The 23912-nt window shown below is 51.7% G+C and carries 22 protein-coding genes; 9 read left to right on the forward strand and 13 right to left on the reverse strand.

Features of this window, described 5'->3' with window-relative positions; all coding sequences use genetic code 11:
- Positions 1 to 15: 15 nt before the first annotated feature.
- The 5 genes from ychF to ACK4HN_RS07075 all read right to left on the reverse strand — a co-directional run bounded on the left by ychF (position 16) and on the right by ACK4HN_RS07075 (position 6034).
- Positions 16 to 1107 carry a redox-regulated ATPase YchF gene (gene ychF, locus ACK4HN_RS07055; protein ID WP_409868413.1) on the reverse strand — a complete coding sequence of 364 codons (1092 nt, stop codon included), beginning with the start codon at positions 1105 to 1107 and terminating at the stop codon, positions 16 to 18.
- A 244-nt stretch (positions 1108 to 1351) separates the two neighbouring features.
- On the reverse strand, positions 1352 to 2767 hold the full coding sequence (glnA, locus tag ACK4HN_RS07060) for a type I glutamate--ammonia ligase (protein ID WP_409868414.1): 1416 nt from the start codon (positions 2765 to 2767) through the stop codon (positions 1352 to 1354).
- Between the two features lie 61 nt (positions 2768 to 2828).
- Positions 2829 to 3374 (reverse strand): DUF2085 domain-containing protein, encoded by a 546-nt coding sequence (locus ACK4HN_RS07065; protein ID WP_409868415.1) that lies wholly within the window; start codon positions 3372 to 3374, stop codon positions 2829 to 2831.
- A gap of 166 nt (positions 3375 to 3540) precedes the next feature.
- Entirely contained in the window at positions 3541 to 4899 is a 1359-nt protein-coding gene (locus ACK4HN_RS07070; RefSeq protein WP_409868416.1) for a glycosyltransferase family 4 protein, read from the reverse strand.
- A gap of 58 nt (positions 4900 to 4957) precedes the next feature.
- Positions 4958 to 6034: a glycosyltransferase family 4 protein gene (locus ACK4HN_RS07075; protein WP_409868417.1), complete on the reverse strand. Its 1077-nt coding sequence runs from the start codon at positions 6032 to 6034 to the stop codon at positions 4958 to 4960.
- 343 nt (positions 6035 to 6377) lie between these two features.
- Between ACK4HN_RS07075 and ACK4HN_RS07080 the strand changes: the two genes are divergently transcribed.
- From ACK4HN_RS07080 to ACK4HN_RS07095, 4 genes are read left to right on the forward strand one after another with little or no spacing between them, the layout of a single operon-like run.
- The gene (locus ACK4HN_RS07080) at positions 6378 to 7247 is read left to right on the forward strand and encodes a branched-chain amino acid ABC transporter permease (RefSeq protein WP_409850039.1); all 870 of its coding nucleotides are present in this window, start codon (positions 6378 to 6380) and stop codon (positions 7245 to 7247) included.
- On the forward strand, positions 7231 to 7776 hold the full coding sequence (gene rfaE2 / locus ACK4HN_RS07085; protein ID WP_409868418.1) for a D-glycero-beta-D-manno-heptose 1-phosphate adenylyltransferase: 546 nt from the start codon (positions 7231 to 7233) through the stop codon (positions 7774 to 7776). The genes ACK4HN_RS07080 and rfaE2 overlap by 17 nt, the downstream gene beginning before the upstream one ends.
- On the forward strand, positions 7752 to 8459 hold the full coding sequence (locus tag ACK4HN_RS07090) for a GUN4 N-terminal ARM-like repeat domain-containing protein (RefSeq protein ID WP_409868419.1): 708 nt from the start codon (positions 7752 to 7754) through the stop codon (positions 8457 to 8459). The genes rfaE2 and ACK4HN_RS07090 overlap by 25 nt, the downstream gene beginning before the upstream one ends.
- A gap of 42 nt (positions 8460 to 8501) precedes the next feature.
- Positions 8502 to 8897 (forward strand): hypothetical protein, encoded by a 396-nt coding sequence (locus ACK4HN_RS07095; protein ID WP_409868420.1) that lies wholly within the window; start codon positions 8502 to 8504, stop codon positions 8895 to 8897.
- Between the two features lie 43 nt (positions 8898 to 8940).
- Here the strand turns inward: ACK4HN_RS07095 and ACK4HN_RS07100 are convergent, their stop codons facing one another.
- From ACK4HN_RS07100 to ACK4HN_RS07110, 3 genes are all read right to left on the reverse strand, one after another.
- Entirely contained in the window at positions 8941 to 9270 is a 330-nt protein-coding gene (locus ACK4HN_RS07100; RefSeq protein WP_409868421.1) for a carbon dioxide-concentrating mechanism protein CcmK, read from the reverse strand.
- Between the two features lie 109 nt (positions 9271 to 9379).
- Positions 9380 to 10171: a DNA-methyltransferase gene (locus tag ACK4HN_RS07105; protein ID WP_409868422.1), complete on the reverse strand. Its 792-nt coding sequence runs from the start codon at positions 10169 to 10171 to the stop codon at positions 9380 to 9382.
- Positions 10162 to 10836, reverse strand: coding sequence for a BsaWI family type II restriction enzyme (locus tag ACK4HN_RS07110; RefSeq protein WP_409868423.1), 675 nt, complete (start codon positions 10834 to 10836; stop codon positions 10162 to 10164). Before ACK4HN_RS07110 ends, ACK4HN_RS07105 begins: the two co-directional genes overlap by 10 nt.
- Positions 10837 to 11305: 469 nt before the next feature.
- On the opposite strand from ACK4HN_RS07110, the gene cofH reads away from it, so the two are divergent.
- From cofH to leuB, 4 genes are all read left to right on the forward strand, one after another.
- Entirely contained in the window at positions 11306 to 12508 is a 1203-nt protein-coding gene (gene cofH / locus ACK4HN_RS07115) for a 7,8-didemethyl-8-hydroxy-5-deazariboflavin synthase subunit CofH (protein WP_409868424.1), read from the forward strand.
- Positions 12508 to 14109: a DUF3352 domain-containing protein gene (locus tag ACK4HN_RS07120; RefSeq protein WP_409877402.1), complete on the forward strand. Its 1602-nt coding sequence runs from the start codon at positions 12508 to 12510 to the stop codon at positions 14107 to 14109. The genes cofH and ACK4HN_RS07120 overlap by 1 nt, the downstream gene beginning before the upstream one ends.
- A gap of 88 nt (positions 14110 to 14197) precedes the next feature.
- Positions 14198 to 15112, forward strand: coding sequence for a pentapeptide repeat-containing protein (locus tag ACK4HN_RS07125; protein ID WP_409877403.1), 915 nt, complete (start codon positions 14198 to 14200; stop codon positions 15110 to 15112).
- 57 nt (positions 15113 to 15169) lie between these two features.
- Positions 15170 to 16255 (forward strand): 3-isopropylmalate dehydrogenase, encoded by a 1086-nt coding sequence (gene leuB / locus ACK4HN_RS07130; protein WP_409877404.1) that lies wholly within the window; start codon positions 15170 to 15172, stop codon positions 16253 to 16255.
- A 38-nt stretch (positions 16256 to 16293) separates the two neighbouring features.
- On the opposite strand, the gene ACK4HN_RS07135 is transcribed toward leuB, so the two are convergent.
- From ACK4HN_RS07135 to ACK4HN_RS07150, 4 genes are all read right to left on the reverse strand, one after another.
- Positions 16294 to 18483, reverse strand: a complete 2190-nt coding sequence (locus tag ACK4HN_RS07135) for an argonaute PAZ domain-containing protein (RefSeq protein WP_409868428.1) — start codon at positions 18481 to 18483, stop codon at positions 16294 to 16296.
- Positions 18484 to 18572: 89 nt separating this feature from the next.
- A complete protein-coding gene (locus tag ACK4HN_RS07140; RefSeq protein WP_409877405.1) occupies positions 18573 to 20657 on the reverse strand; it encodes a putative bifunctional diguanylate cyclase/phosphodiesterase in 2085 nt (694 codons plus the stop codon).
- A gap of 184 nt (positions 20658 to 20841) precedes the next feature.
- Positions 20842 to 21171 (reverse strand): hypothetical protein, encoded by a 330-nt coding sequence (locus ACK4HN_RS07145; protein ID WP_409868430.1) that lies wholly within the window; start codon positions 21169 to 21171, stop codon positions 20842 to 20844.
- A gap of 802 nt (positions 21172 to 21973) precedes the next feature.
- Positions 21974 to 22105 carry a hypothetical protein gene (locus tag ACK4HN_RS07150; RefSeq protein WP_409868431.1) on the reverse strand — a complete coding sequence of 44 codons (132 nt, stop codon included), beginning with the start codon at positions 22103 to 22105 and terminating at the stop codon, positions 21974 to 21976.
- 119 nt (positions 22106 to 22224) lie between these two features.
- On the opposite strand from ACK4HN_RS07150, the gene nrdR reads away from it, so the two are divergent.
- Positions 22225 to 22713: a transcriptional regulator NrdR gene (gene nrdR, locus ACK4HN_RS07155; RefSeq protein WP_409868432.1), complete on the forward strand. Its 489-nt coding sequence runs from the start codon at positions 22225 to 22227 to the stop codon at positions 22711 to 22713.
- On the opposite strand, the gene ACK4HN_RS07160 is transcribed toward nrdR, so the two are convergent.
- Positions 22710 to 23903, reverse strand: a complete 1194-nt coding sequence (locus tag ACK4HN_RS07160; protein WP_409877406.1) for a GNAT family N-acetyltransferase — start codon at positions 23901 to 23903, stop codon at positions 22710 to 22712. The genes nrdR and ACK4HN_RS07160 overlap by 4 nt on opposite strands.
- Positions 23904 to 23912 lie beyond the last annotated feature (9 nt).

Below are 23912 nucleotides of genomic sequence, written 5' to 3' on the forward strand. Positions count from 1 at the left end.
GCGACTTGGGAAGAGCTAAACATTAAAGCGGAAGAGCATCACATCCCCTTCCTGCACAACGTAGTCTTTGCCTTCACTGCGGACTAGGCCTTTTTCCTTAGCTACTGTCATGGACTGACAGGCCACTAGGTCTTCGTAGCTCACCGTCTCAGCGCGAATAAAGCCCCGCTCAAAGTCACTGTGAATGACGCCCGCCGCTTGGGGCGCTTTGGTGCCCACTGGAATCGTCCACGCCCGTGTTTCCTTCGGCCCTGTGGTAAAAAAGGTTTGCAGACCAAGAAGCTTATAGGTTGAGCGAATCAGCGATCGCAAGCCTCCCTCACTGACCCCCAGACTGGCAAGATATTCGGCGCGATCGCCCGCAGGTAAATCCACCAGTTCCGCCTCTACTTGGGCAGAGACAATCACCACCTCCGCTCCCTCCTGCTGCGCAATCTCCTGAACCGCCGCTGTCCATTGATTGCCAGTGGCCAAATCCTGCTCAGCAACGTTAGCGGCATAGATCACAGGCTTACGGGTGAGCAATCCGAGAAAGCGAATGGCTGCTTCTTCGTCCTCCGTCAGTTGACATAGACGAGCAGGCTGTCCTGCGTTGAGGACGCCAAGGAGCTTTTCAAGAGCCGTGAGTTCAATCTGTGCCTCTTTTTGCGATCGCGCTGCCTTACGGGTGCGTTCAATGCGTTTTTCGATTTGGGCTAAATCCGCCAGTGCCAACTCTAAGTTAATGACCGCAATATCCTCGACAGGATTGACGCGACCTGCCACGTGAACGATATCCTCATCTTCAAAGCAGCGCACCACGTGCACAATGGCATCCACCTCGCGAATGTTTGCCAAGAACTGGTTGCCCAATCCTTCCCCTTTGCTAGCCCCCTTCACCAAACCCGCAATATCCACAAATTCCACCCGTGCTGGCACAATCTGTGCCGATTGGGAAATTTTTGCCAGTACCTCCAACCGTTCATCGGGGACGGCCACCACACCCACATTGGGTTCAATCGTACAAAACGGAAAATTGGCTGCCTCCGCCTTGGCATTAGCCACAAGGGCATTAAACAGCGTTGATTTGCCCACATTCGGTAGGCCGACAATTCCCGCGCGTAACATGAGACCCTACAACCTGATCAAGAAGAGCAAACATTCCCTAAAAATGATATTCGACAATGGGAATGTTAATTTTCAATAACACCCCAACTTATCAGAAATTCTAGCCCTAGGCAACTCCAAGCGCGCTCAAAAGTGTCAAAGCCGCTCTCAGAGAGGAATCTACAGAAAAAATAAAAGAGGCAACCCTTGGTGAGTGCCTCTGATTGCTATGTCCCTAAATGCAAGGCTCTAGCGATTCACTGCCCTAGGCATCAAAGTAAAGGGCGAACTCATAGGGGTGAGGACGCAGCGACATGGGAATCACTTCCGTATCCAGCTTGTACTGAATCCAGTTGAGGATAAAGTCTTCGCTAAAGACCCCCCCTGCTGTCAGGAAGCTGTGATCCTTTTGCAGATTTTCCAGAGCCGCCATGAGTGAACCGGGGGTCGAGGGAATTTTGGCCAGTTCTTCGGGGCTGAGGTCGTAGATATCCACATCCAGGGGGCTACCCGGATCAATTTGATTCTTGATGCCATCAATCCCCGCACACAGCATCGCTGCAAAGGCAAGGTAGGGGTTACTTGTGGCATCAGGGCAACGGAACTCTAGACGCTTCGCTTTTGGATTCGAGCCGGTGAGGGGAATCCGCACGGAAGCAGAGCGGTTACCTTGGGAATAGGCAAGGTTCACGGGAGCTTCAAAGCCGGGAACCAGTCGCTTGTAGGAGTTCGTTGTCGGGTTGGTAAAGGCCAATAGGGCTGGGGCGTGCTTGAGGATACCACCAATGTACCAAAGGGCGGTTTGACTCAAATTCGCGTATCCGTCTCCCCAGAAGAGGGGCTGGCCGTCTTTCCAAATCGACTGGTGGGTGTGCATCCCCGAACCGTTGTCGTTGAAGACGGGCTTGGGCATAAAGGTGGCCACTTTGCCATGCTTGCGTGCTACGTTCTTGACGCAGTACTTATAGGTCATTAGCCAGTCGGCCGCTTGAATGAGAGTGCCAAAGCGGAAACCCAACTCGCACTGACCCCCAGTTGCCACTTCGTGGTGATGTTTTTCAATGGGCACACCGCACTTGGCCATTGTCAACAGCATTTCTGTGCGCAGGTCTTGGAGCGTGTCAGTGGGAGCAACGGGGAAATACCCCTCTTTACCACGGATTTTGTAGCCGAGGTTGCCCCCTTCTTCTTCACGACCCGTGTTCCACAGGCCTTCTATACTATCGATATAGTAGTAGCCCGATTTTTGGTTTTGGTCGTAGCGAACATCGTCGAACACAAAGAACTCAGCTTCGGGACCAAAATAGGCCGTATCGCCAATGCCTGTTGCTTTTAGATACTCAACAGCACGGGTAGCAATGGCGCGAGGACAGCGATCGTAGAGTTCCCCTGTGCGTGGCTCCTTAATTGTGCAAATCATGCTCAGGGTGGGTTCTTTCATGAAGGGGTCTTCCCACGCCGTATTCGGATCCGGCACCATGACCATGTCGGATTCATTGATGGCTTTCCAACCACGAATACTGGAGCCGTCGAAGGGCACACCCTCAGTAAACGAACTTTCACTAATTTGGCTTTTGTGAACCGTCAGGTGTTGCCACGTGCCGGGCATGTCAACAAATTTCAAGTCAATGAGTTCGTACTTAGTGTTAATTAGGTGCAAAATTTCTTCGGGGGTTGCCATGTATAGATTACTCCTTCTGTATTGGGCGCTCCACAGCGACACTCTATGGTAGAAAGTTGCCCTAGTTAGTTTTTGTATCAGACGATACCAAAAGTTTGCTGCTTATTCCTTGTGGAAGAGAAAAAGAGGGTCGCTTGGGATATAGCCAGGGCATAATCAAAAGACCCAGCCCGAGGCCAGCGATCGCCCCAAAGGGAAATACCACCCAATTGGAATAGCCCCAGACGCCGTAGTGTTGCAGTGCCCACTCCAAGGGATAAAACAGCATCAACAGGATTGCCACCAAAAAGCCCCCCAGACCATACTGCGACAGCCAATACCATTCGCGGCCAGTTTTGGAACACTGAATCCACCACCGGGTCAAAAGAACCCCCAGCAGGGTGCCATAGCAGCGCATGCACACCGCCATTTTCCAAGGGGGAGCGAGCATCAAACCCATTTCTGGCTGCGGACATACATGGTTGCCCATGGTGTAGATAATGTGGGCAATTTGCGGCAAGAACAGAAAATGACTCGCGGCCAAAAAAGGTGCAAAGAGAGGACCTAGAATCAGTGCCCCGAGAATGACATCCGGCCATAGGGGAGAAAGCGATCGCCACTGCACCATCGGATTTCAGAAATGATCCAAAACGATAAATAACCCCCTAGAATCTAACAAATTGTTCACAGCAAGGGCAATCAGGGGTTGGGCAGAGCGGAGATAGACGTGAGCCGCCTACGCGGGAATGCTACTTGATCTTGTCTTCAGCCACTCTGCCACGTCATTAAGATGCTTAGGAGGCCAAGGCCGCTTTGGTTACAGTCGTCAGTGAGGCTGTGTTTTTCACCGTCTCTAAGCGAGGGGAATTCCCCATGAGGGAGGCGGCAAAGAGTTGACGGTAGAGTTGCCCCATCTGGAGGGCGATCGCCTCCCAGTTAAAGAGAGCTTGCACCCGCTCACGGCCATTTTCCCCAAGGGTACGCGCCCAGGCGGGATCAGCCAAGAGGCGTTGAATGGCCTTGGCCAAGGCGGTGGCATCTTGAGGCGGCACCAGCAACCCTGTTTCCTCGGGAATGACGGTGAACTGCAGACCCCCCACAGCGGAGGCAATCACTGGCGTGCCACAGGCCATGGCTTCAATGGCCACCAAGCCAAAGGGTTCATAGTAGCTGGGCACCACACAGACGTTGGCAGCACTGTAGTAAACCGCCAAGCGCTCATGGTCAATTTGCCCCACAAAGGTGACGCGATCGCCCAAGTTATACTCCTGCACCAATCCTTCAATGCGCCGCCGTTCGGCACCATCACTGCGCTGCGGATCACTCCCTCCCACCAGCAGTAGGCGCCCTTGGGGCACTTGAGCCATCGCTGCCACCAGCGTTTCAATCCCTTTGCGGCGATCGAAGCGGCCTACATAGAGAATGATTGGCTCGTCGGCGGGCAAATGGAGTTGGGCACGGGCATCAGCCACAGGATAGAAGAGGTTCAAGTTCGTGCCACAGGGAATCAGGCGGGTTTGTCCAGCCTTAGAGACCCAACGCCGCAGACAGGCCTCCTCTTGGGGGCTGGTGACGATAACGCAATCGGCATTTTCAAGAATGGCCTTTTCCACCATGAGGCGGGTTTCATCCCGTTGGGCTTGCTCAAAAGCCACTTGGTACTTCACAACCCCTAAGGAGTGGTAGGTGTGCAGCCATTGGAAATTTAACTCCTGACGCAACTGCCACCCCACCCAACCGGAAAGCCAGTAGTTGGTGTGGATCAGGGGATACCCATATTTGGCATGGTAGGCCTTAAAGGCTTTAACAAACTTCGGCAAGGTCTCAAAGAGCTTTTCGCGAGGGATATAGGTCAAAGGCCCTGCCTCAAGGCGAATGGTGCGACAGTGGGGGCTGTGCTCAATGATATCGGGGTCATTGGGGGAAATTTTGCGGGTAAACATATCCACCTGCCAGCCGGCTGCCGCGAGGGCTTCCCCCAATTGCCGCACATAGATGTTTTGACCGCCGGCGGATTCATGGCCGACATCGGCGGCAGGATCCCCGTGGACAGAAATCAGGGCAATAGGTTGCCGAGCAGGAATTTGTGGTTGGGATGTAGCAAAGGCTCGCGGTAGTGTGCTTTTTGCTGTACGGTTTGATAATGTTTGCATAAATACACCTTTTGAATAACGACCAAGGAACAACCGTTTTAAGAAAATGCCGGGCAGTCTAGCTCGCTACCAGTTCTAAACTACCCTTGCGATGTCCGTTACTTACCAAAGCACCTGCAAGTACTGCTGCGTAAACGGCTTCATACTCAGTTACCATGCGCTCCACGCTAAAGCGCTTCCAAACAGCATCACGACAAGTTTGGCGATCTAGTTTTGACACTTCTGTAACAGCGGCAACACATTCTTCAACACTGTGACAAAGGAAACCTGTCTTGCCGTGTTCAATAATTTCGGGGGCGGCTCCCTTAGCGATCGCCACCACGGGTGTTCCTGCGGCCATGGATTCAATCATCACCAAGCCAAAGGGTTCCTGCCATGTAATCGGGAAGAGCATGGCGATCGCTCCCCCAAGCAGAGCATTCTTGGTTGGATGATCTGCTTCGCCGATGAACTGGATAAATTCACCATCAATGTGGGGTTCAATTAATTCCTTGAAGTAATCGCGATCCACCCGATCCACCTTGCCTGCCATCTTCAGAGGAATGCCCACCCGTTTGGCAATCTCAATGGCAAGGTGCGGGCCTTTTTCAGGGGAAAGCCGTCCTAGGAAAGCCAGATAGGGCGGATCGCTGGGCTGGGGATAAAAGCGGTGGGTTTCCACGGCAATGGCGTTATAGACCGTGGCAATGTAGTTCAAATCCCGGAGTTGCCGCTGCGAATGGGAAATACTGACGTAGTTTTGGTTGCGATATTGGCTGAAAATGCGCCCATTGTCCGTGGTAAAGCGACCATGGAGCGTGTGCACAACCGGGGTTTTAACGAGGCTGGCGTAGGGCAAGGCAGGGTAGCCGACATGGGAATGGATAATGTCAAACTCGTCGGCACGACTAAAGACCTCTCCCAATTGCAGGGCTTCATAGACGGCATATTCTTGGACAGTGGGATCGAGGCGAATGGCGTGGGGATAGGTAGAAACCAACTTGGCTTGGGTAATGGAGTCGCCACTGGCAAACAGCGTGACCTCGTGCCCTCGCTTGACTAATTCTTCCGTGAGCAGACTCACCACCAGCTCCACACCCCCGTAGGCTGGCGGCGGTACCCGTTCCCACAGGGGGGCGATTTGAGCAATGCGCATACAAGCCTCCTCGAACAATACGGTTGGTCACCGCTGCCTTGATGCTAATCGCGCGATTGACTCAGCAGCATGGCTGCCTCAACGGTACGCAATCTCAGTGAAAAAGACCAAGGGGGTAAATCCCTACCTGAAACTTCGGGAATCCGTACTATTATTTGTTATTGTCGCTACATTTTGTCAGTTTAAGGTGTGATAAAACTTATTGCTTAACCTTGAATTTTCTTGAAAAAAAGTTATTTTCGTAATCAGAGAAAAAAGTATCGTGCAAACGTTCCTCTGATCGTTATTCTATGAACAGGTGTTGCCCATTTCACACCTTCTAAAATTTTAGTCGCAACGGTTCATGGATATTCAACTGATTCAACTTTTTGTTAATGGCTTGGCGGTAGGGAGTATTATTGCCCTTGCAGCCGTCGGTTTGACGCTCACATTTGGGATTTTGCGCCTGCCCAACTTTGCCCATGGCGACTTTATGACGGCAGGAGCCTACCTGACCTTGGTGGCCAATGCAACAGGACTCGATATTTGGCTCTCAATGGCGATCGGGGGCTTGGGGACGGCGGGGTTAATGCTCCTATGTGAAAAGCTCCTATGGCAGCCGATGCGCGATCGCCGGGCGACCTCAACGACGCTGATTATTATCTCCATTGGTCTTTCATTTCTGTTGCGCAATGCTGTGATTCTCCTCTGGGGCAGTGAAAACCAAACCTATCGGCTACCCGTGATGCCTGCCCTTGATTTTTGGGGCGTGAAAATTATTTACTCGAAGGTGATTGTAATGATTCTGGCGGTGGTGGCGATCGCCAGTGTACACTTGCTGCTCCAGCGCACAAAAGTCGGCAAAGCCATGCGAGCCGTAGCCGATGATCTTGACTTGGCGCGGGTTTCGGGGATTGATGTCGAGTGGGTAGTGCTGTGCACTTGGCTCCTAGCAGGGGTGCTGACGGGGGTGGCCGGCGGTCTCTATGGTTTAATTACGGCTGTGCGACCAACAATGGGTTGGTTTTTGATCTTGCCCCTCTTTGCTAGTGTGATTCTCGGTGGTATTGGCAATCCCTACGGGGCGATCGCTGGTGCCTTGATGATTGGTGTGGCACAGGAGATGAGTACACTGATGATTCCTTCTGAATACAAGCTGGCGGTTGCCCTAGCAATCATGATGGTGGTGCTTTTGGTGCGCCCCCAAGGGCTATTTCGTGGCACACTCAGTTAGCGTTTTTAGGAGCGTTCCCCTGAACCTTTACACCCTTGAAACCCTTATTGCTGCCATCAATGCTGCCCCCCAAGAGTGGCGGCCTCTGGTGTTTACCAATGGCTGTTTTGACCTGATCCATGCGGGTCATGTGCGCTATCTAGCGGCAGCCCGTGCCCTTGGCAAACGCTTGGTGGTGGGGTTGAATAGCGATCGCTCCGTGGCAGCCCTAAAGCCAAAACGGCCAATTATTCCTGAACAGCAGCGGGCAGAGGTGCTGGCTAGTTTACGATCAGTAGATGCGGTGGTGCTGTTTAGCGATCGCACGGCCACATCCCTGATTGAGGTTCTCCAACCGGAGATCTACGTCAAGGGGGGCGATTACCAACTGGAGACCCTACCGGAAGCAGCGGCTGTTCAGCGCTATGGCGGTCGCATTGAACTGATTCAAATAGAGGTTCCCAGTTCAACTACGGCGATCGTCCAACGCATTTTAGAGTTGCATGGGGAGGAGTCAGCAGGCGCATGGTCACCACAGAACCAGCCTTAGCCGATCTACGGCAGCAGTTGTACAGCGGCAACGAAAAATCCCAACTGGCCGCCATGACTACCCTGAGTACGGCAGGCCGTGAAGGCTATCAGCTCTTGCAGGAGTTTCTCAAAGACAGTGCCACCTTGTCTCCTCCACCTGCCCTATGGGTGCGGGGTCAGGCCTATCGTCTTCTGTTCCATTGCCCAGAAGCATCTGTGCAAGCCTTTTTGCAACAACACTATCCCCAAGGGGTGATACCGCTGCGCTCCGATCGCGGGGTGGACTATCAGGAACTGGCGGCACTCCTAGTGGCCGAAAAATTTGAAGCCGCCGATCGCCTGACCACCCAAAAGCTGTGTGAACTGGCTGGCCCGCTGGCACAAAAACGCCGCTGGCTCTATTTCACAGAGGTGGAGCAGTTCCCGATTGTGGATTTACAAACCATTGATCAACTGTGGCTGGCGTTTTCGCTGGGGCGCTTTGGCTATTCGGTGCAACGCCAACTGTGGCTGGGCTGCGGTCAAAACTGGGATCGGCTGTGGGAGAAAATTGGCTGGCGGCAGGGCAAGCGGTGGCCGCGCTATCCCCATGAATTTATCTGGGATTTGAGTGCCCCTCGTGGCCATCTACCCCTGACCAATCAACTGCGGGGCGTCCAAGTGCTCAATGCCCTGCTCAATCATCCGGCTTGGACAGCCTAGAATAGGGGTAGCAATTGTAGCAGGAGTGGTGAGGTAGCAGGGATGAGGAAAAATGTTCAGCGGTGGATGGTGGCGATCGCCCTTATTGTAGGGATTAGTGGCGCAACCCTTCCCCCCATAGCTGCAGCGCAAACCAGTGGCGGCCTACTGACCGCTGAGCAAATGAAAAAACTCAATCTCAGTGTGGAGCAAAAACAGGCTGTACTGCGGCTAACCTTGCGCACCAACGATCGCATCCTTAAGATTCTGGATCGCGACCAACAGCGTATCTTTCGCAAGGCCATCAAGCAGGGGAAATCCACGGGTGAAGCTATGAATATGGTTGCTCTGCGCCCCGAGCAAAAAACACAACTCTCGAAGGTGATGCAGGATACCCGCGTGGAAATGCTGACGATCCTCACCCCCCAGCAGGTGAAGCAACTGCAAGGATCGCCCTAAGCGGAGCAGCTTTTCAGCTAACAAGCCGAACTTTAGGATTGGCTCAAAGCAGAAAATCTTCAGGTGGCTGGTGAGGGGTCACAATTGGTAGCACCTGTTCGAGATTGCCAGCAGGATGGGCAATAATCTGATGGGAAATAATGGCCTGCCCCTTGAGCGATCGCGCTGCTCGAACCGCCGCATTCACATCTGCAACCGCTCCGCGAATCACCACTGTCCAGTAGCCCGCCCCAATCCCCTCACAACTGACGAGGGTGACCTGAGCTGCTTTTACCAATGTATCGGCCACCGCAAGGGCTGCCGGATACCCCAAGACCTGCACCATGCCCACCGCCTCTGCGGCCATCACCATTTCCCTTTCCACGTCTCCCATATTTTAGAAACTAGAAAAGAGTGGTATCCTACTTTAGCTTGCTACAAGCAGAACTAACAGAATTAGTTAACAAAAACTGTCAATTATAGAAATTTACAAATTTACTACATCAATTTACCACATCGAAAAGTGTAATCTCATTCAGAAGTCTCTCCTTTGCCAGTTCTGCATATCGAGGAGCTATTTCAACACCGACGCCTTTTCGTTTATTAGCAAAGGCTTCTACCAGTGTTGTACCACTGCCACAAAAGGGATCGAAGACAGTATCCCCCGGAAAACTGAAGAGTTTGATACATCTTCTCGGTAGCTCCCTTGGAAATGGGGCAGGATGACCAATCTTTTTTTTACTCTCACCGCTAAATGTCCATAGGCCATTTGTCCATTCCATGAACTCTTCTCGCGTGATGTCAGGGTTTTGATTGGATTTGCGCCGCCATTCCTCCTTATACAGCACGACAATTAACTCTACTGGAGCAATCACATAGGGCGCTGAAGGCGACATCCAAGACCCCCAAGCGGTGCGGCGTGAAATATTCCCTTCATTCCAGACAATGGTGGATTGATATTTCCAACCAACCTCTTGGGCTAAAACGGTCAAGTCGGCGCCTACACTGTGCTGCCCGCCTTTGTTCTTATCCAGTGGAATATTGAGACACAATCGCCCGCCTATTTTTGTCCAATTAAAACAGTTTGACATCCAAACTCTACTAAACTCTAGATAATCACTGTAGGGGACATCATCTTTCACTGAATGATATTCAAGACCAACATTATAGGGCGGAGAAGTCACAATTAAGTCAATAAAAGGCTCAGTAAATAAGTCCGAATTAAGGCTATTGTCAAGGAATAACCATATGTCTTTCATTTGGAAAAATGCTTGTTTTTTAGAGATTATTTCCATTGATCTTCCCGTACTAATCTTTCAATATCTGGTATTAAATCTTTGATGGATTTTACTTTGTCAGCTCTATCAAAGTCCTGTTTTGCGATATAAACACCGTCGAGATCATATTCTAGTACAATGCGTGCCTTTCTGGGATTAGATTTTGAAGATATCTCATTGTCTTTATCAGGTGTTACCATTAGCACTTTTATGTGCTTTGTGGTATTAAAACTAGCTAGCTTTAGTTTCCAGTAAGGAGTTTCAGTGTATCTCTCACGAAAAGAATTTTTAACGGAAATAATCACTATTACTCGGCAGTTATTTTTGGAATAGATAACAATATCACTATCTGGTAGTAGTGAGTATTCACCAAAGAAAACTTCTATATTCCTTCTGACTTTTTCTAATTCGAGGGTTTTAGGATTGATTAACTCGCGATCAGAGGTTATTCCTAATCCATGGCTATGACAAAAATCTTGCAAAAGTCTTTTGGTAATGTCTTCTAATGCCCCACCAATAGTTGAAACCCATGCTTGTCTTGCCATTTTATCGTTTTTATAGGAGTGATTGGAATAAAATTGACTTCGCTGTTGATCTAGAAACTCATTTAATTTTTCAAACGCTGCATCCCCATGCTCCTGCAGAAAGGCTTCAAAGCTCTCAAGAATTTTTTCCTTATCCATTTACTCTATTTCAACTCTACTTCAGAACTTTTGATCGTTAGTTTGAAGAGCTAGAAAATAAGGAAAGAGGTATTGCATCCTTGCCTCAAAAGATCAAAACATTGCTCGGTTTATTATTTCATCTTTTGTGGCTATTTTCAAGTCTGTTCTGAAGTGCCTCGGCTCTTGCGGCTGTCCAGTTCTCAATTCGCAGCTGCTCTTCGAGTTCTAGCTGACATATTTTTTCACAATATGGGAGACTTGTTTTATTAGCTTAATTAATCAGAATTTAGCTTGTAGAAAAATAAAACAATACATAGAAAATTTTCAAACCAAGAGTTTCTAGATAATGTATGTGAAGTGAACAGAAGGTGATTGTGTGCGTTAAAAACGCTATGTCAGAAGAGGGTGAAGGGGATCCTGAACTAGAGATACATTGATATAGGCTAGAGAAAAAGTGCCCTAATTTCCTTGAGGAGGAGTGAATTCCATGCAGACTACGGGGGCGATCGCGAAGCCTGCCGTTCAGGCATTCACCGAGCTAGAGGAAGTTCTGACCCACAATGGCATTTCTGCCCAACAAGCCCTCACCCTTTTGACAACCGCTCTTCCCTTAGCCACAAATAATGATCCTCAAGAACCGTTGCCCCCTCTACTCAGGGCACTACAAACGGCTAGCGATCGCCTCCGCCAACAACAGGTGGGGGATACCGTCACCTATGTGATCAACCGCAACATCAACTTCACGAATATCTGTGAGCAACATTGTGGCTTTTGTGCCTTTCGTCGCGATGCCACCGCTGCCGATGCTTACTGGCTTGATATGGATACGATTCTGAACAAAGTGGCTGAGGCCGTAGCTCAAGGGGCAACGGAAATCTGTATGCAGGGCGGACTCAATCCAGCGGCTAAAGTGGGCGGCTCCACCTTGCGCTATTACCAATCCCTTGTGCGGGAAATTAAAAGCGCCTTTCCTGCAATCCATCTCCATGCCTTTTCACCCCAAGAAATTCAATTTATTGCCCGCGAGGATGACCTCTCCTATGCCCAAGTGATTGATGTCCTGCATCAGACGGGGGTGGACTCCATGCCCGGTACAGCTGCCGAGGTGCTCGTGGATCGGGTGCGCTCAAGAATCTGCCCGGAGAAAATTAACACTGCCACTTGGCTGGAGATTGTTGAGACGGCGCATCGTTTGGGGGTCTGGACAACCAGTACAATGCTCTGTGGCCACATTGAAACCCCCGCAGATCAAGTGGCTCACCTGCAACACCTGCAGCAACTTCAGCAAAAAGCCCTAGAGCGCGACTATCCCGCCCGCATTACGGAGTTTATCCTGCTGCCCTACGTGGGGGAACTTGCTCCCAAGGCAATGCGACAATGGGTAGGACACCACCAACCGCAGTTATTACCGACATTGGTGCTGACGGCAGTGGCGCGGCTCTTTTTGGGGCAGTGGATTGTCAACCATCAGCCCAGTTGGGTCAAGCTCGGCTTGGAAGGTGCAACAGTGGCACTGTGTTGGGGCTGTAATGATTTAGGGGGAACACTAATGGAAGAACACATTACCTCCGTGGCCGGCGCCCAAGGAGGCACAAGAGTTGACCCAGCCGATCTGGTGGCAGCCATTCGCTCCCTGGGACGGGTACCTTGTCAACGCACTACTCTTTATGAGCCTGTGGGAGAGCTGTAATGACCACTGAATCTCAGTCTTCTCTGCAATCGCGCCGTCGGTTACGCCCTTGGCTAGTAGGGGGGGTTGCCGTGGTCGTTGTAGGGGCGGCCGCTGCTGCTGGTGTTTTCCTATGGCAACGCTTTGCGCAACGCCCGATCGCCCCAGGGATGGCGATCGCCCCCAATAGTGCCCTATTGACCCTCACCTTACCCACGGATCCCAAGCCTTGGGAAGCCCTTGCCAAAAGTGGCCTGCTGCAAACCCAACCCTGGTTGAACCCCACCTATGATCCACTTTCGCCAGAGGGGGTGAATCTTGCCCAACTGGATTACCTCAAGGATGTGCGTCCCTTTATTGGTGACCAAGCCACGCTGGTGCTCTTGCCCATTACCCCAGAGTCTGTTAGAGAATCGCCGCTGCCACCCCATGTGTGGATTGTGCCGACCCTTAATGTCCCGATGGGGGAGCAACTACTGCAAAGGGTGATGGGTGACCCGATCGCCGACATCAAGGGCGTGAAAATCTTTAAGGCCAAGGGGATTCTACCAGACCCCAATAGCGGCGCGATCGCCCTCCTCAAGCACGCAGACAAAGCCTACATCATCTGGAGTCAGCACCAGAGTGCCCTGCAACAAGTCATTGCCACCGCCCAAGCCAACAACGGCATTGCCAGCCAGCCCACTTATCAACAGGCAGTAAAAGGGTTATCGGATCATCGCCCTTTGGTGGAACTCTATTTGAACTTGCCCGCCTTTTTGGCCAGTCAGATGGCCGCCCCTGAGGGACGTCTGCCTGAACCCCCTCGCGAGCTACAGGGGATGGTGCTCACCGCCGACCTGACCCCTGAGCAGATTGAGCTAGAGGCCGTGACGTGGCGTTCCAAACAGAATCAAGCCTTAGTCAGTGAAGGTCAAAGCCGTGAACTCAGTCGTCTCGTGCCTGAAACCACCCTTGCCTTTTACAGTACAGGCTCCTTCAGGAGTTTGTGGCAGAATGCACCTGCCTCCATTAAAGAGACAATCGCCAACACGGTTCAAGATCTCACTGGCCTCGATTGGCAACAGGCTTTTGTGCCTTGGATAGATGGCGAATTTGCCACTGCTTTGGTGTCTGTTCCTGCGCTGAGAAATGCGCCAAGTTTGCTCTTCCTTGCTCAGACGAGCGATCGCCCCCAAGCTAGTCAAACCCTAAGCCAACTCGATACCCAAATTCGCGATCGCCTGCGGTGGCAAGTGCAGCAAACGACAACAGAACCCCAACCCATCACCACTTGGCGGATTCCCCCCGGCCTCCCTGTGGGACAGCATGGCTGGCTCAATGACAAGACTCTTTATTTGGGACTCGGTCCTTTAACCGATATGAGTCGCCCCCCTGAACGCTCCCTTGCCGACTCTCCCCTTTACCGCGCGGTGCTCCCTGATCCTAAAGGCACACAGTTTTACCTGAATTTGAGTAACCTAGGTTTATTGCAAAATAACTTGCTTTTACCCCAACTCGCACCAGAAGTGGCGCGATCGCTCCAACCCTTTGCTGCTCTAGGGATCACCAGTCAGGTGCGGGAGAATCAATTTACCCACTACATTGCGCGGATTCGCCTAAAGTCTGCTTCACTGCCGTAGATCTAGTCTAGACTCAGCTCAAAAGGGACTCGGCATTGTTCTCTTGTCATCTCAAGGAAGTCACTCAATCCCTGTGGAACCAGATGTTTTGCTGAAACGATATAGTGGTGGCGATCGCGATTTTGCGGGGGCACGCTTGCGCCGCGCTAACCTAAGTCGCTGTATTTTGACAGGGATTAACCTTTCCCGTGCTGACCTCACCGAGGCTGCCCTACAAAGCGCTAACCTGCAGGGGGCGGATCTGCGGGGGGCAATTCTCAGCGGCGTCAATTTGAGCCAAGCGGATCTGCGGGGGGCAGATCTGCGGGGAGTAATTCTCATCAGTGCGGATCTGCGCTGGGTGTCCCTGCGCAACGCCAACCTCACGGGGGCGGATTTAACCCGCGCCAACCTTGCCAATGCCGATCTCAGTGAAGCCAACCTGACCGGTGCCCAACTGAGTGAAGCCATTCTGCGGGATGCCAACTTGACGCTGACAGATCTCACCCTTGCTGAACTGGAGCGGGCAAATCTCATCCGTGCCAATTTGACGGGGGCCTACCTGCGCGGTGCGGATCTAGCCGATGCCATCTTGCGGGAAAGTCAACTTGTGCAGGCTAATTTGCGCGGTGCTAATCTCAGTGCCAGCGATTTACAGCAGGCCAACCTAGAACGGGCAATTTTGATTGGGGCGAATCTGCGTCGTGCCCGCCTAGAGGAAGCCCATCTTCGCGAAGTAGTCTTCAAAGAGGCGAATTTACGCCATGCCTGTTTGGACAACGCTAACCTTGTGGGCGCTGATTTGCGGGGGGTGAGCCTTGCTCAAGCGCTGCTGCGCAAAGCGGATCTGAAGTCAGCGATTCTCATTGGTGCCAACTTAATGGGGGCCAATCTCAGCGGTGCCGATCTGCGGGGCGCCAATCTCATTGAAGCGATTCTTACCGGTGCCAGTCTCAATGGGGTGGATCTCAGTGCTGTGGATATGAGCGAGGCGATTTTACCGGATGGCTATCTTGCGGAATAGTCTCAAGGAAAGACCGTTGCTGGTGTAGAGTAAAAGGTTGGTGAGAGAGAGACAGGCATGGCAACCACGTATCGCATTGCGGTTTTGGCGGGGGACGGAATTGGGCCAGAAATTATGGCTGTTGCCCTCGATGTGTTGCGGGCGATCGCCCCGCGCTTTGACTTAGAATTTGAGTTTGTGCCGGCATTAGTGGGGGGAGCAGCCATTGACGCCGTGGGAGAACCCCTGCCAGCCGCAACCCTCGAAACCTGTCGCCAAAGTGACGCTGTGCTTTTAGCCGCCATTGGTGGCACGCAGTGGGATAGCTTGCCGCGTCATCTGCGCCCGGAAACAGGATTACTGGCTCTGCGCGCTGGTTTAGGATTATTTGCCAACTTACGCCCCGCTAAAGTCTTTCCCCAACTCATTCACGCCTCCTCCCTCAAGCCAGAGGTGATTGCCGGCGTCGATCTGATGGTTGTGCGTGAACTCACCGGTGGCATTTACTTTGGTCAACCACGGGGCATCTTCACCACGGAAACCGGGGAGCAGCGGGGGGTCAATACCATGGCCTACACCGCCACGGAAATCGATCGCATTGGGCGGGTGGCCTTTGAAACTGCGCGTAAACGGCAGGGCAAGCTCTGTTCTGTGGATAAAGCCAATGTTCTTGAAGTTTCCCAATTGTGGCGCGATCGCCTGACGGCCCTCAGCAAGGAATATCCCGATGTGGAACTCACCCATCTCTACGTGGACAATGCCGCCATGCAACTGGTGCGCGCCCCAAAACAATTTGACACGATTGTCACCAGTAACTTGTTTGGCGATATCCTCTCCGACATTGCCGCCATGCTCACAGGCAGTATTGGCATGCTCCCCTCCGCCAGTTTGGGGGAATCGGGGCCGGGGCTGTTTGAGCCGGTTCACGGCTCTGCCCCCGACATTGCCGGCCAAGACAAAGCCAACCCCCTCGCCATGGTGCTCAGTGCTGCCATGATGCTGCGTTATGGCCTCAACCAACCCGCCGCAGCGCAGGCGATCGAAGAGGCAATGACGGCCGTTTTGGATCAAGGCTACCGCACCGGCGATTTGATGTCTGAGGGCTGTACCCTTGTCGGCTGCCGGGAAATGGGCAACCTTTTGATCAAGGCATTGTCCCAATAGATTGAGGGAGATAACAGGCGCTGGGGCGGCCTGACCCGCTAGACACCAATTAGCTTATTGCGGTCAAAATCCTGAAGGAGGCTCAGGGGTTCAATGCGAGCAAACTCTTGACTATGGCGATGCGCCAAGTGCAGTACCCAGGGCAGGCGAGCATGGCTGAAGGCACTCCCCGGATGTAGCTGGGTCAGGTGGTAGGTTTGAATGGCCAGTAGGTCTAGGGAAGTGTCCCCATACTCGTGAACCACCCGCAGAGGTCGAGCACTGCCGAGTTCCTGGCCCCTACTTTTGATGGGTTGGCTGCTAATGAGAATAAATGAGCGCTCTTGGTCCTCAAAAACCACGGTTCCCTTTGGGGCAGAAACATATTCGTGGTTCTCTTTTTGAGCAAGCCGCCCCGCCCCTGATTTGCGCACACTGAGAATATCTACGGCAATTCCTTCTTTCGTGAGTTCCTGGATGGTGGGTTGAAACTCGTCCTCACGTGCCAGGCCATCGCGCAGCAGCAACACTTTGGTGGGGTAGCGATTCTCATATCGGAAAAACTTATCTATGAGCTTGAGGACGGTTTGCCAGATTGCCTCACCACTGATTTTTTCCCCCCGTTGTGCCGTCGGCAGTTCCCAGCCTAGGGATTGACCATTGGCAAATACGGCAAAGGCAGGAGTGCCAAAGTATAGGGAACGATTGGTGCCTGTATCAAAACCGATGATCAGTTCTGCGTGCCCCGGCTTTGAGGGCGGTTGTAGGTGGATGGGTTGCCACTTGGCTTTACACAGAAGTCCTAGAACGATGTTGAGGGCTTTGTATGGGTTGAGGTTTTCAGGAGTAAAAAATTGCGTGGCAATGCCTACTCGCAGGGCTTCATTGCGAATACGCTGCTTTTCTAAAGAGCGAGGCATCATCACAAGGATGGTTTGAATTCCCTCGTCAGCCCATGCCCGCCAAAATTGATGCCGTGCTAGAGCGCTTTCCCCCATCTGGGAGCGGGTGCGAAAGGATTGAATTTCTAGGGATTTGCCGTGGATGCGACTCAAAGCCCTCAGGGGAGTGGTAATTGCAGGCGGGCAGGTGGGTGCTTCTGTGCACAGGTTCAGTAGGCCAAATTTTTCTTCGCCACAGCGGGCGCAGCCTTTGTGCAACACGTCAGCAACCTTTTCCACTTCTTGTCCGTCCTTGCCTAGAAGAACGGCACGGGGCAGGAGATAGGCGGTTTTTTGGACAGGGCCTTGGGGAGGAGCTACTTGGTAATAACTTCGACAAAGCCACTCCACGAAGGGTTGAACCCCTTGCAGCCGCGTCTGCACCGGTAGGCGAATTTTTTGAAACACAGCCTCCACCGCCTGCTTTAACTGGCGATCGCCACTGGCTTGGAGTTCGCTGAGCATCTCCAGGGTCAGGCTGGGGGTAAGGCGACAGGAGAGGTGAGGGATGGGTTTGCCGCTCCGGGAATTTCTGACATAGACCACTTGCGAGTTTTGAATTTCTGCCTCCGTGGCACCTTCAGCACGGTGGTACTCCGCTAAGGTTTTGTTTAACCCCTCTAGCCACACCGTCTCAGGCCGCTCGCCGCTGCCTAGGCCCACAAATTGCCAGCGATAAAATTGGTTATTTTTGCGATAGGTATTGCGCACCCAAGAGAAAGACAACTCTGGATATCGGTCTAACCACTGCTGCAACGTCCATGGGCTGTGGAAATGGTAATGGTAATCCACCTCAATGTAGAGATTGGCCGCTGTGTCCACAATGAGATCAAAACAGTACCCCCTGATAACTTGCCAGCCTGCATGCTCAACTTCTTCTGGATCGCTTTTTTTCCAAAAAAGAATACTGTTATCACTACCCTTTTCGACAACGTGGGCTTGCGATTGGCGAGCACTTCGCTCTAGGGTGCGTCGCAGTCGCGATCGCTGGAGACTTTCAAGCGCCTGTCGCTGGTTAGGGTCACGGCAATCTAAAATTATTTGCTCAGGATTTACTAGCCTCCATGTTTCCCCCTCAAAATGGAGCGGGGGCGTTCTCGCAGCGGATTCCTCAATCAGAATGTAGGTTTGCCAGCGGCTCGCTACTGCCTCTAGGCGATAGCAAATCCGATTAAGTGCTTGGGCTTCTTCGCCAATGTCGGGATGCTCTGTCCACTGGCAGGTATAGCGATAGACCCTTCGCTCAGCCTCACTTAGGTTTTTAATCAAAAAACGATTGAGTCGAACGGTTTGGGAGGGGAGATTCACAGAGCCACTGACAAAAGGAACAACAAGGGGAAAGCATCTAGGCTTCTTTCATCCTAACGCAGAGAGGGCTGAGCAGAGCCTAGTTCAAACTAGTTTTTTTTAGCCAGTAAGGCCTCCACCTGCTCAATGCTGAGGGGTTGTGAGAAGTAATAGCCTTGGGCATAGTCACAGCCAAGTTCCCGCAGTCGTGTCACTTGATAGGGATGCTCTACCCCTTCTGCTACCACTTCCAGATGGAGAGCCTTGGCAAGGCTCACAATGGCATCAATAATGGGGGGCTGTTGTGCGGTTTCGGTGATGAGCTTGACGAAGCTGCGATCTACCTTGAGGCTGTCAAGGGGAAGATTGGCTAGGTAGCACAGAGAAGCATGGCCGGTGCCAAAGTCATCAAGGCTTAGCTTGATCCCTTGCGCCTTGAGTTGCAGCAACCTGTCGCGCACCTGTTCAGGCTGGTCAATGCCCACACTTTGGGTGATTTCGAGGTGCAGACGGTCAGGAGGAATCTGGGTTTGCTCCAACGCCGCCACTACCTGTTCGACAAGGGCAGGGTGCATCAGTTGCCGATTCGATAAATTCACATTCACAGACAACTGCCAGCGGGAGAATTGCTCCTGCCAGTGCTGAAGGTCGCGGCAAGCCCGCCAAATCACCCAATCGCCAACGGGCAAAATCAGTCCCGTTTCCTCAGCCAAGGGAATGAAGCGATCGGGCAATAATAAACCTTGGGTAGGATGTTGCCAGCGAATCAGGGCCTCAAAACCGTAGAGACGGTTATCACTAAGGCGATAGATAGGCTGATAAAGGAGGGTCAATTCCTCTCGCTCAATGGCTTGGCGCAATCCGACTTCAAGGGAGAGGCGATCGCGCGCCATCAAATGCATGTCTTCACTAAAGACTTGATAGCGATTGCCCCCTGCAAGCTTAGCGCGATACATGGCAATGTCGGCATTGCGCAAATAGTCTTCTGCCTTCTCTATGTGGGGCGATCGCGTGGCCACACCAATACTGACCTGTAGCGTAATGAGTTGATCTTTGATCCTAAAAGGCTGGCCGAGGGCAGCGCGAATGCGATCGCAAACCCCCAAGGCATCGCTGTTATTACTAATGTCATCCAGCAAGATGACAAACTCATCGCCACCAATGCGAGCCACCGTGTCATCGGGGCGAACAATGCGGGTGAGGCGATTGGCCAACTCAATGAGAATCACATCTCCGCAACTGTGGCCAAGGCTATCATTGATGACCTTAAAGCGATCAATATCAATAAACAAAATGGCGAACTTATAGTCAGGGCGACGACGAGCATGGCGAGCTGCCTGTTCAATGCGATCAAACAGGAGTGTGCGATTGGCTAAGCCCGTCAATGAATCATGGAGCGGATCATACAGCAAGTGTACCCCTGCCAGTTGATGCTCCGTTAGGTCGGTGAGGGAGCCGGCCAGGCGACAGGCATTGCCATAGGCATCCCGCAGTACCAAACCCCGTGCTAACACCCAGCGATAGGAACCGTTGCGATGCTGAATGCGAAACTCTTGCTGGAAATGGGGCGTTTGCCCACGGATATGGAGCATGAGATTTAACTTCACGCGCTCCACATCTTGGGGGTGAATTCGCTTCAACCAGTCATCAATGTGGTTGCCGATTTCATGCTCCTGATAGCCAAGAATCGTTTTCCAGCGGGAGGAATAAAACGTCTCATTGGTCGTGAGGTTCCAGTCCCAAATGCCATCATTGATGCCACGGGTGAGCAGCGCATAGCGATCGCTTGTCTCCAGTAACGCTGCCTGCGTTAACTTGAGGTCTGTAATGTTGTAGCCACACATCAAACCTCCCCCACTGGGAAACCGCACAAATGCCCAAATTATCTCTAGGACTTGACCATGGGCACTATGAACTGGAATTTCCTGCCAACCCGTGGGGGGATGAACCATCCAGTAGCGAATCTGCCGCTGGGTTCGCGGATCGGGAAAGCAGTGACTCAAGAAGTCGCGCGACAGTAAGTCTCCGGTCTCCCAACTCAACTGGGTGGTCACCTCTTGGTTAATTGAAACGATTCGCCCTTCATTGTCATAAAACACAACGAGGAGCGGTAAACGGGCACAGACACTCTGCAGGAGCTTGTAGGAATCTGCATTTGCTGAAGAATCGAATTCCTGGCCCGCTGGCTTACCCATGACTGGTTGCTCAAAATTTGAAAACGAGGAGAAGGGATGGTGTTCCATAATACTATGCTAGCTGAAGTCTGCATACAGCGGCAGTGGCCGGTCGCTCACCCTGCCAATATTTTGGGCAAAATCGATCTCCCTCCTAGAGTCCTCAATGTAGTCAAAGTGGTTATCAATTTTTACCCGTGTTTGCCTAGGCAGTAACAGACTGCTGCTGGGGGTGCGATGGAGTGTATTTTAGACCTAAAATCCAGAAAATTTGCTGGGTAATTGCTTCATATTGTTCAATGGAAATCAGATCTTTTTTCTGATGTAAAAGAATCAGCCGACTCAATTGTTCAGTAACAGAGGCCAATTCCTCTGGGTCAGGGTAAAGACTCTCCAGTACAGCGTATAAATCTGCTTCTGCATTGGCCACCAGTCCTGCACCCTCATAGATAACAGGCTTGAGAAGTGGCTCGTATTGCCGCAACAGTCGCCGCAGGTAATAGATCATTGAAATTGATAAACCGCGGATTGCCATTGAACCAATCTCCTTAGTTCTAGGTTAGAGAACAGCAAAGTTACTCACTAATCCTTGAGTTGGCAATAATTAAACCTTGCATCTATGGCAAGAGTTGTTATCTCAACTACAATTCGTCAACTGACTCACCAGCTAACTTTGCGCTTAGGGAACCCGTTTTTGGACTGGCCTCGGTAAGTTGTCAATAAAATAGCTTAGGAGTCTTCCACCATTCTGTCAATTAATTTTTGTATCGGGGAATACAAAACCGCTGTACTTTTAGAGAATTTAAGATTTAATCAATGTTTTATAGATGGCTTAATTAATGTTCATCAATTTATTCGAGAAATATCCATTAAAATAATGTAAACAATTAATTTTGAGATGTTTGAATCTTACCTTGAGACTGATGCCCACTGATGACCCCCTCGCTAAAGCATAAATCTACTCTCAACAGGAAATTTATCAATCCAAAGCTAGCTAAAAGAGCGCTTTAACCTTGGAATTGTTTCTAAATGATCCCAGAACCTTGATCCCTCATTCTTCAATGCTGCACAGTCGTTCTTGCTGTTTAATGACTGAACGGTTAAATAGTTCAGAATCATTTAGGCCTCCTAGGAACCTTAACCGTTTTCCTGCTAGAACTCTTCCAGCGCCAAAGAGAGGCCTGAAATTTGGCTAAGACCTAACGGCAAAGTCTGCCGCTCCGGACAGTTTAACCCACTGTAACTTGCAATTGAGAGCCAGAAGAGAAAAGCGTTCTGACGCTTCCGGCTGTATCCATAGCCATTTACGTTAAATTTTGGCAGGGTATACTAGTTTACTAGTGCACAAAAAAGCCCACAATCACTAGCGGGATAAAGAGACTCAGGGTAACAATGAGCAGTAAATTTTCTGGCTCGACGTTAATGATCGTGGGTTGATTGGGTTTCTTTTGGGGGATTGGATCGGTCATGGCAGCATACCCAAGGGATACCCCTAGCCTAACAAACCCTGTCACAGCACTCGTATATGTTGATGAATTGAAAGAATCCGCTATGATACTTTCAGGTGCCCAACGGAGCGGGGATCCCTATGCAGTGTCCCTATTGCCACCACACGGATAGTCGCGTTTTAGAGTCTCGATCGGCAGAAGGGGGTCAAAGTATTCGGCGGCGTCGGGAATGCCTTAACTGTGGCCGTCGCTTTACCACCTATGAGCGGATTGAGTTTGTACCCATTACCGTCATTAAACGCAATGGCGATCGCGAGTCTTTTGATCGCTCCAAGTTGCTGCGGGGGATTATGACCGCCTGTGGCAAAACCAACATTCCCCAGCAAAAAATTGAAGCTCTGGTGGATGATATTGAAGCAGATTTACAGTTGCGATCGCGCCGCGAAGTCACTAGTGCAGAAATTGGGGAAGCAGCACTGCAACGGCTGCGTCATCTGAGCGAAGTGGCCTATGTTCGTTTTGCCTCGGTTTATCGCCAGTTTCAAGGGATCAGTGATTTTGTTGCCGAATTAGCTCATCTGCAAGAGACCCCTGTTTCCCCAGAGTTGGTGACGGCCTCCCACTCCTAGAGGGATTTCATCGGCAAATCAGCATTAATCGTGTCAATGAGGCGCTGCTCCTCGTCATTGATCTGGTCAATGTAGTGCTCAAAAATTTGTGCCAAACGCGGTTCATAAAAGCGGTGCAGGCTGTAGTTGGGAGTGGCTGGGAAGCCCCGTCGTTTTTTATGGCGTCCGCCGGCACCGGGGTCGAAGCGCTGAATGCCGTTGGCGATCGCCCACTCAATGGGTTCGTAGTAGCAGGCATTAAAGTGCAAACAGTCAATTTCGCGAGCACTGCCCCAATAGCGACCGTAAAGATTAGTCCCCTTGGTAATACAAAAGGACATGCCAACAGGACGCTGTGCCTCCCTCGCATAGGCCGCAAAGAGCACGACACGGTGGCGGTAGCGATCGCTGAGGGCTTCAAAAAACTGCCGTGTCAGATACTTGCTGCCCCACCAGCCAAATTTGTCGCAGGTATCGGCATAGAAATCGTACATTTGTCGCAGAAGGCTGCGGCTGACCTCATCCCCCTGATGAACCCGAAACGTCAGATCCGCTTGAGCCACGGCTTTGCGTTCTCGCTTGATATTGCGGCGTTGATTGGCGTTGAAGTCCGCCAGATAGTCGTCGAAGGTCTGATAGTTGCGATTGTGCCAAATGTAACTATGGTGGAGCCATGCCCGATAACCGTAGGCTTCGGCAGCAGGTTGCCATTGGGGATCCACGTAGAGAAAGTGGCAACTGGAAAAGCAGTGACGCTGACAGAGGCGATCAATTTCGTAGAGCATCACCCTCGTCATCATGGCCACATCCACCCCCTCGGCTATGAGAAAGCGATAGCCCACCGCCGGCGTAAAGGGTGCCATCCCCAGCAGCTTCGGATAGTAGCGAATGCCTAAGCGCGCGGCTAAATCGGCCCACTGGTGATCAAAAACAAATTCCCCTTGACTATGCCCCTTCACATAGAGGGGAGCGGCCGCGACCAGTTCCCGCTGACCTTGGCGATCGCGCCAAACTAGCAAATGATGGGGCAGCCACCCCGTTTGGGGTGTAGCGCTGCCGGAGGCTTCAATTTGATGCAGCCATTCCCATTCAAAGAAGGGGGTTTCTAGAGGTAAGGCCAGGGCATCCCACTGCGCTTGGGGCACGCTGGCGATCGCATTGACCCACTGAATCGTTAGCTCTGGTGCCAGTGCCGCTGCAAACTCTGCCATGTTCTTCAG

This window comes from Thermosynechococcus sp. (assembly GCF_046299655.1).
GTDB lineage: Bacteria > Cyanobacteriota > Cyanobacteriia > Thermosynechococcales > Thermosynechococcaceae > Thermosynechococcus.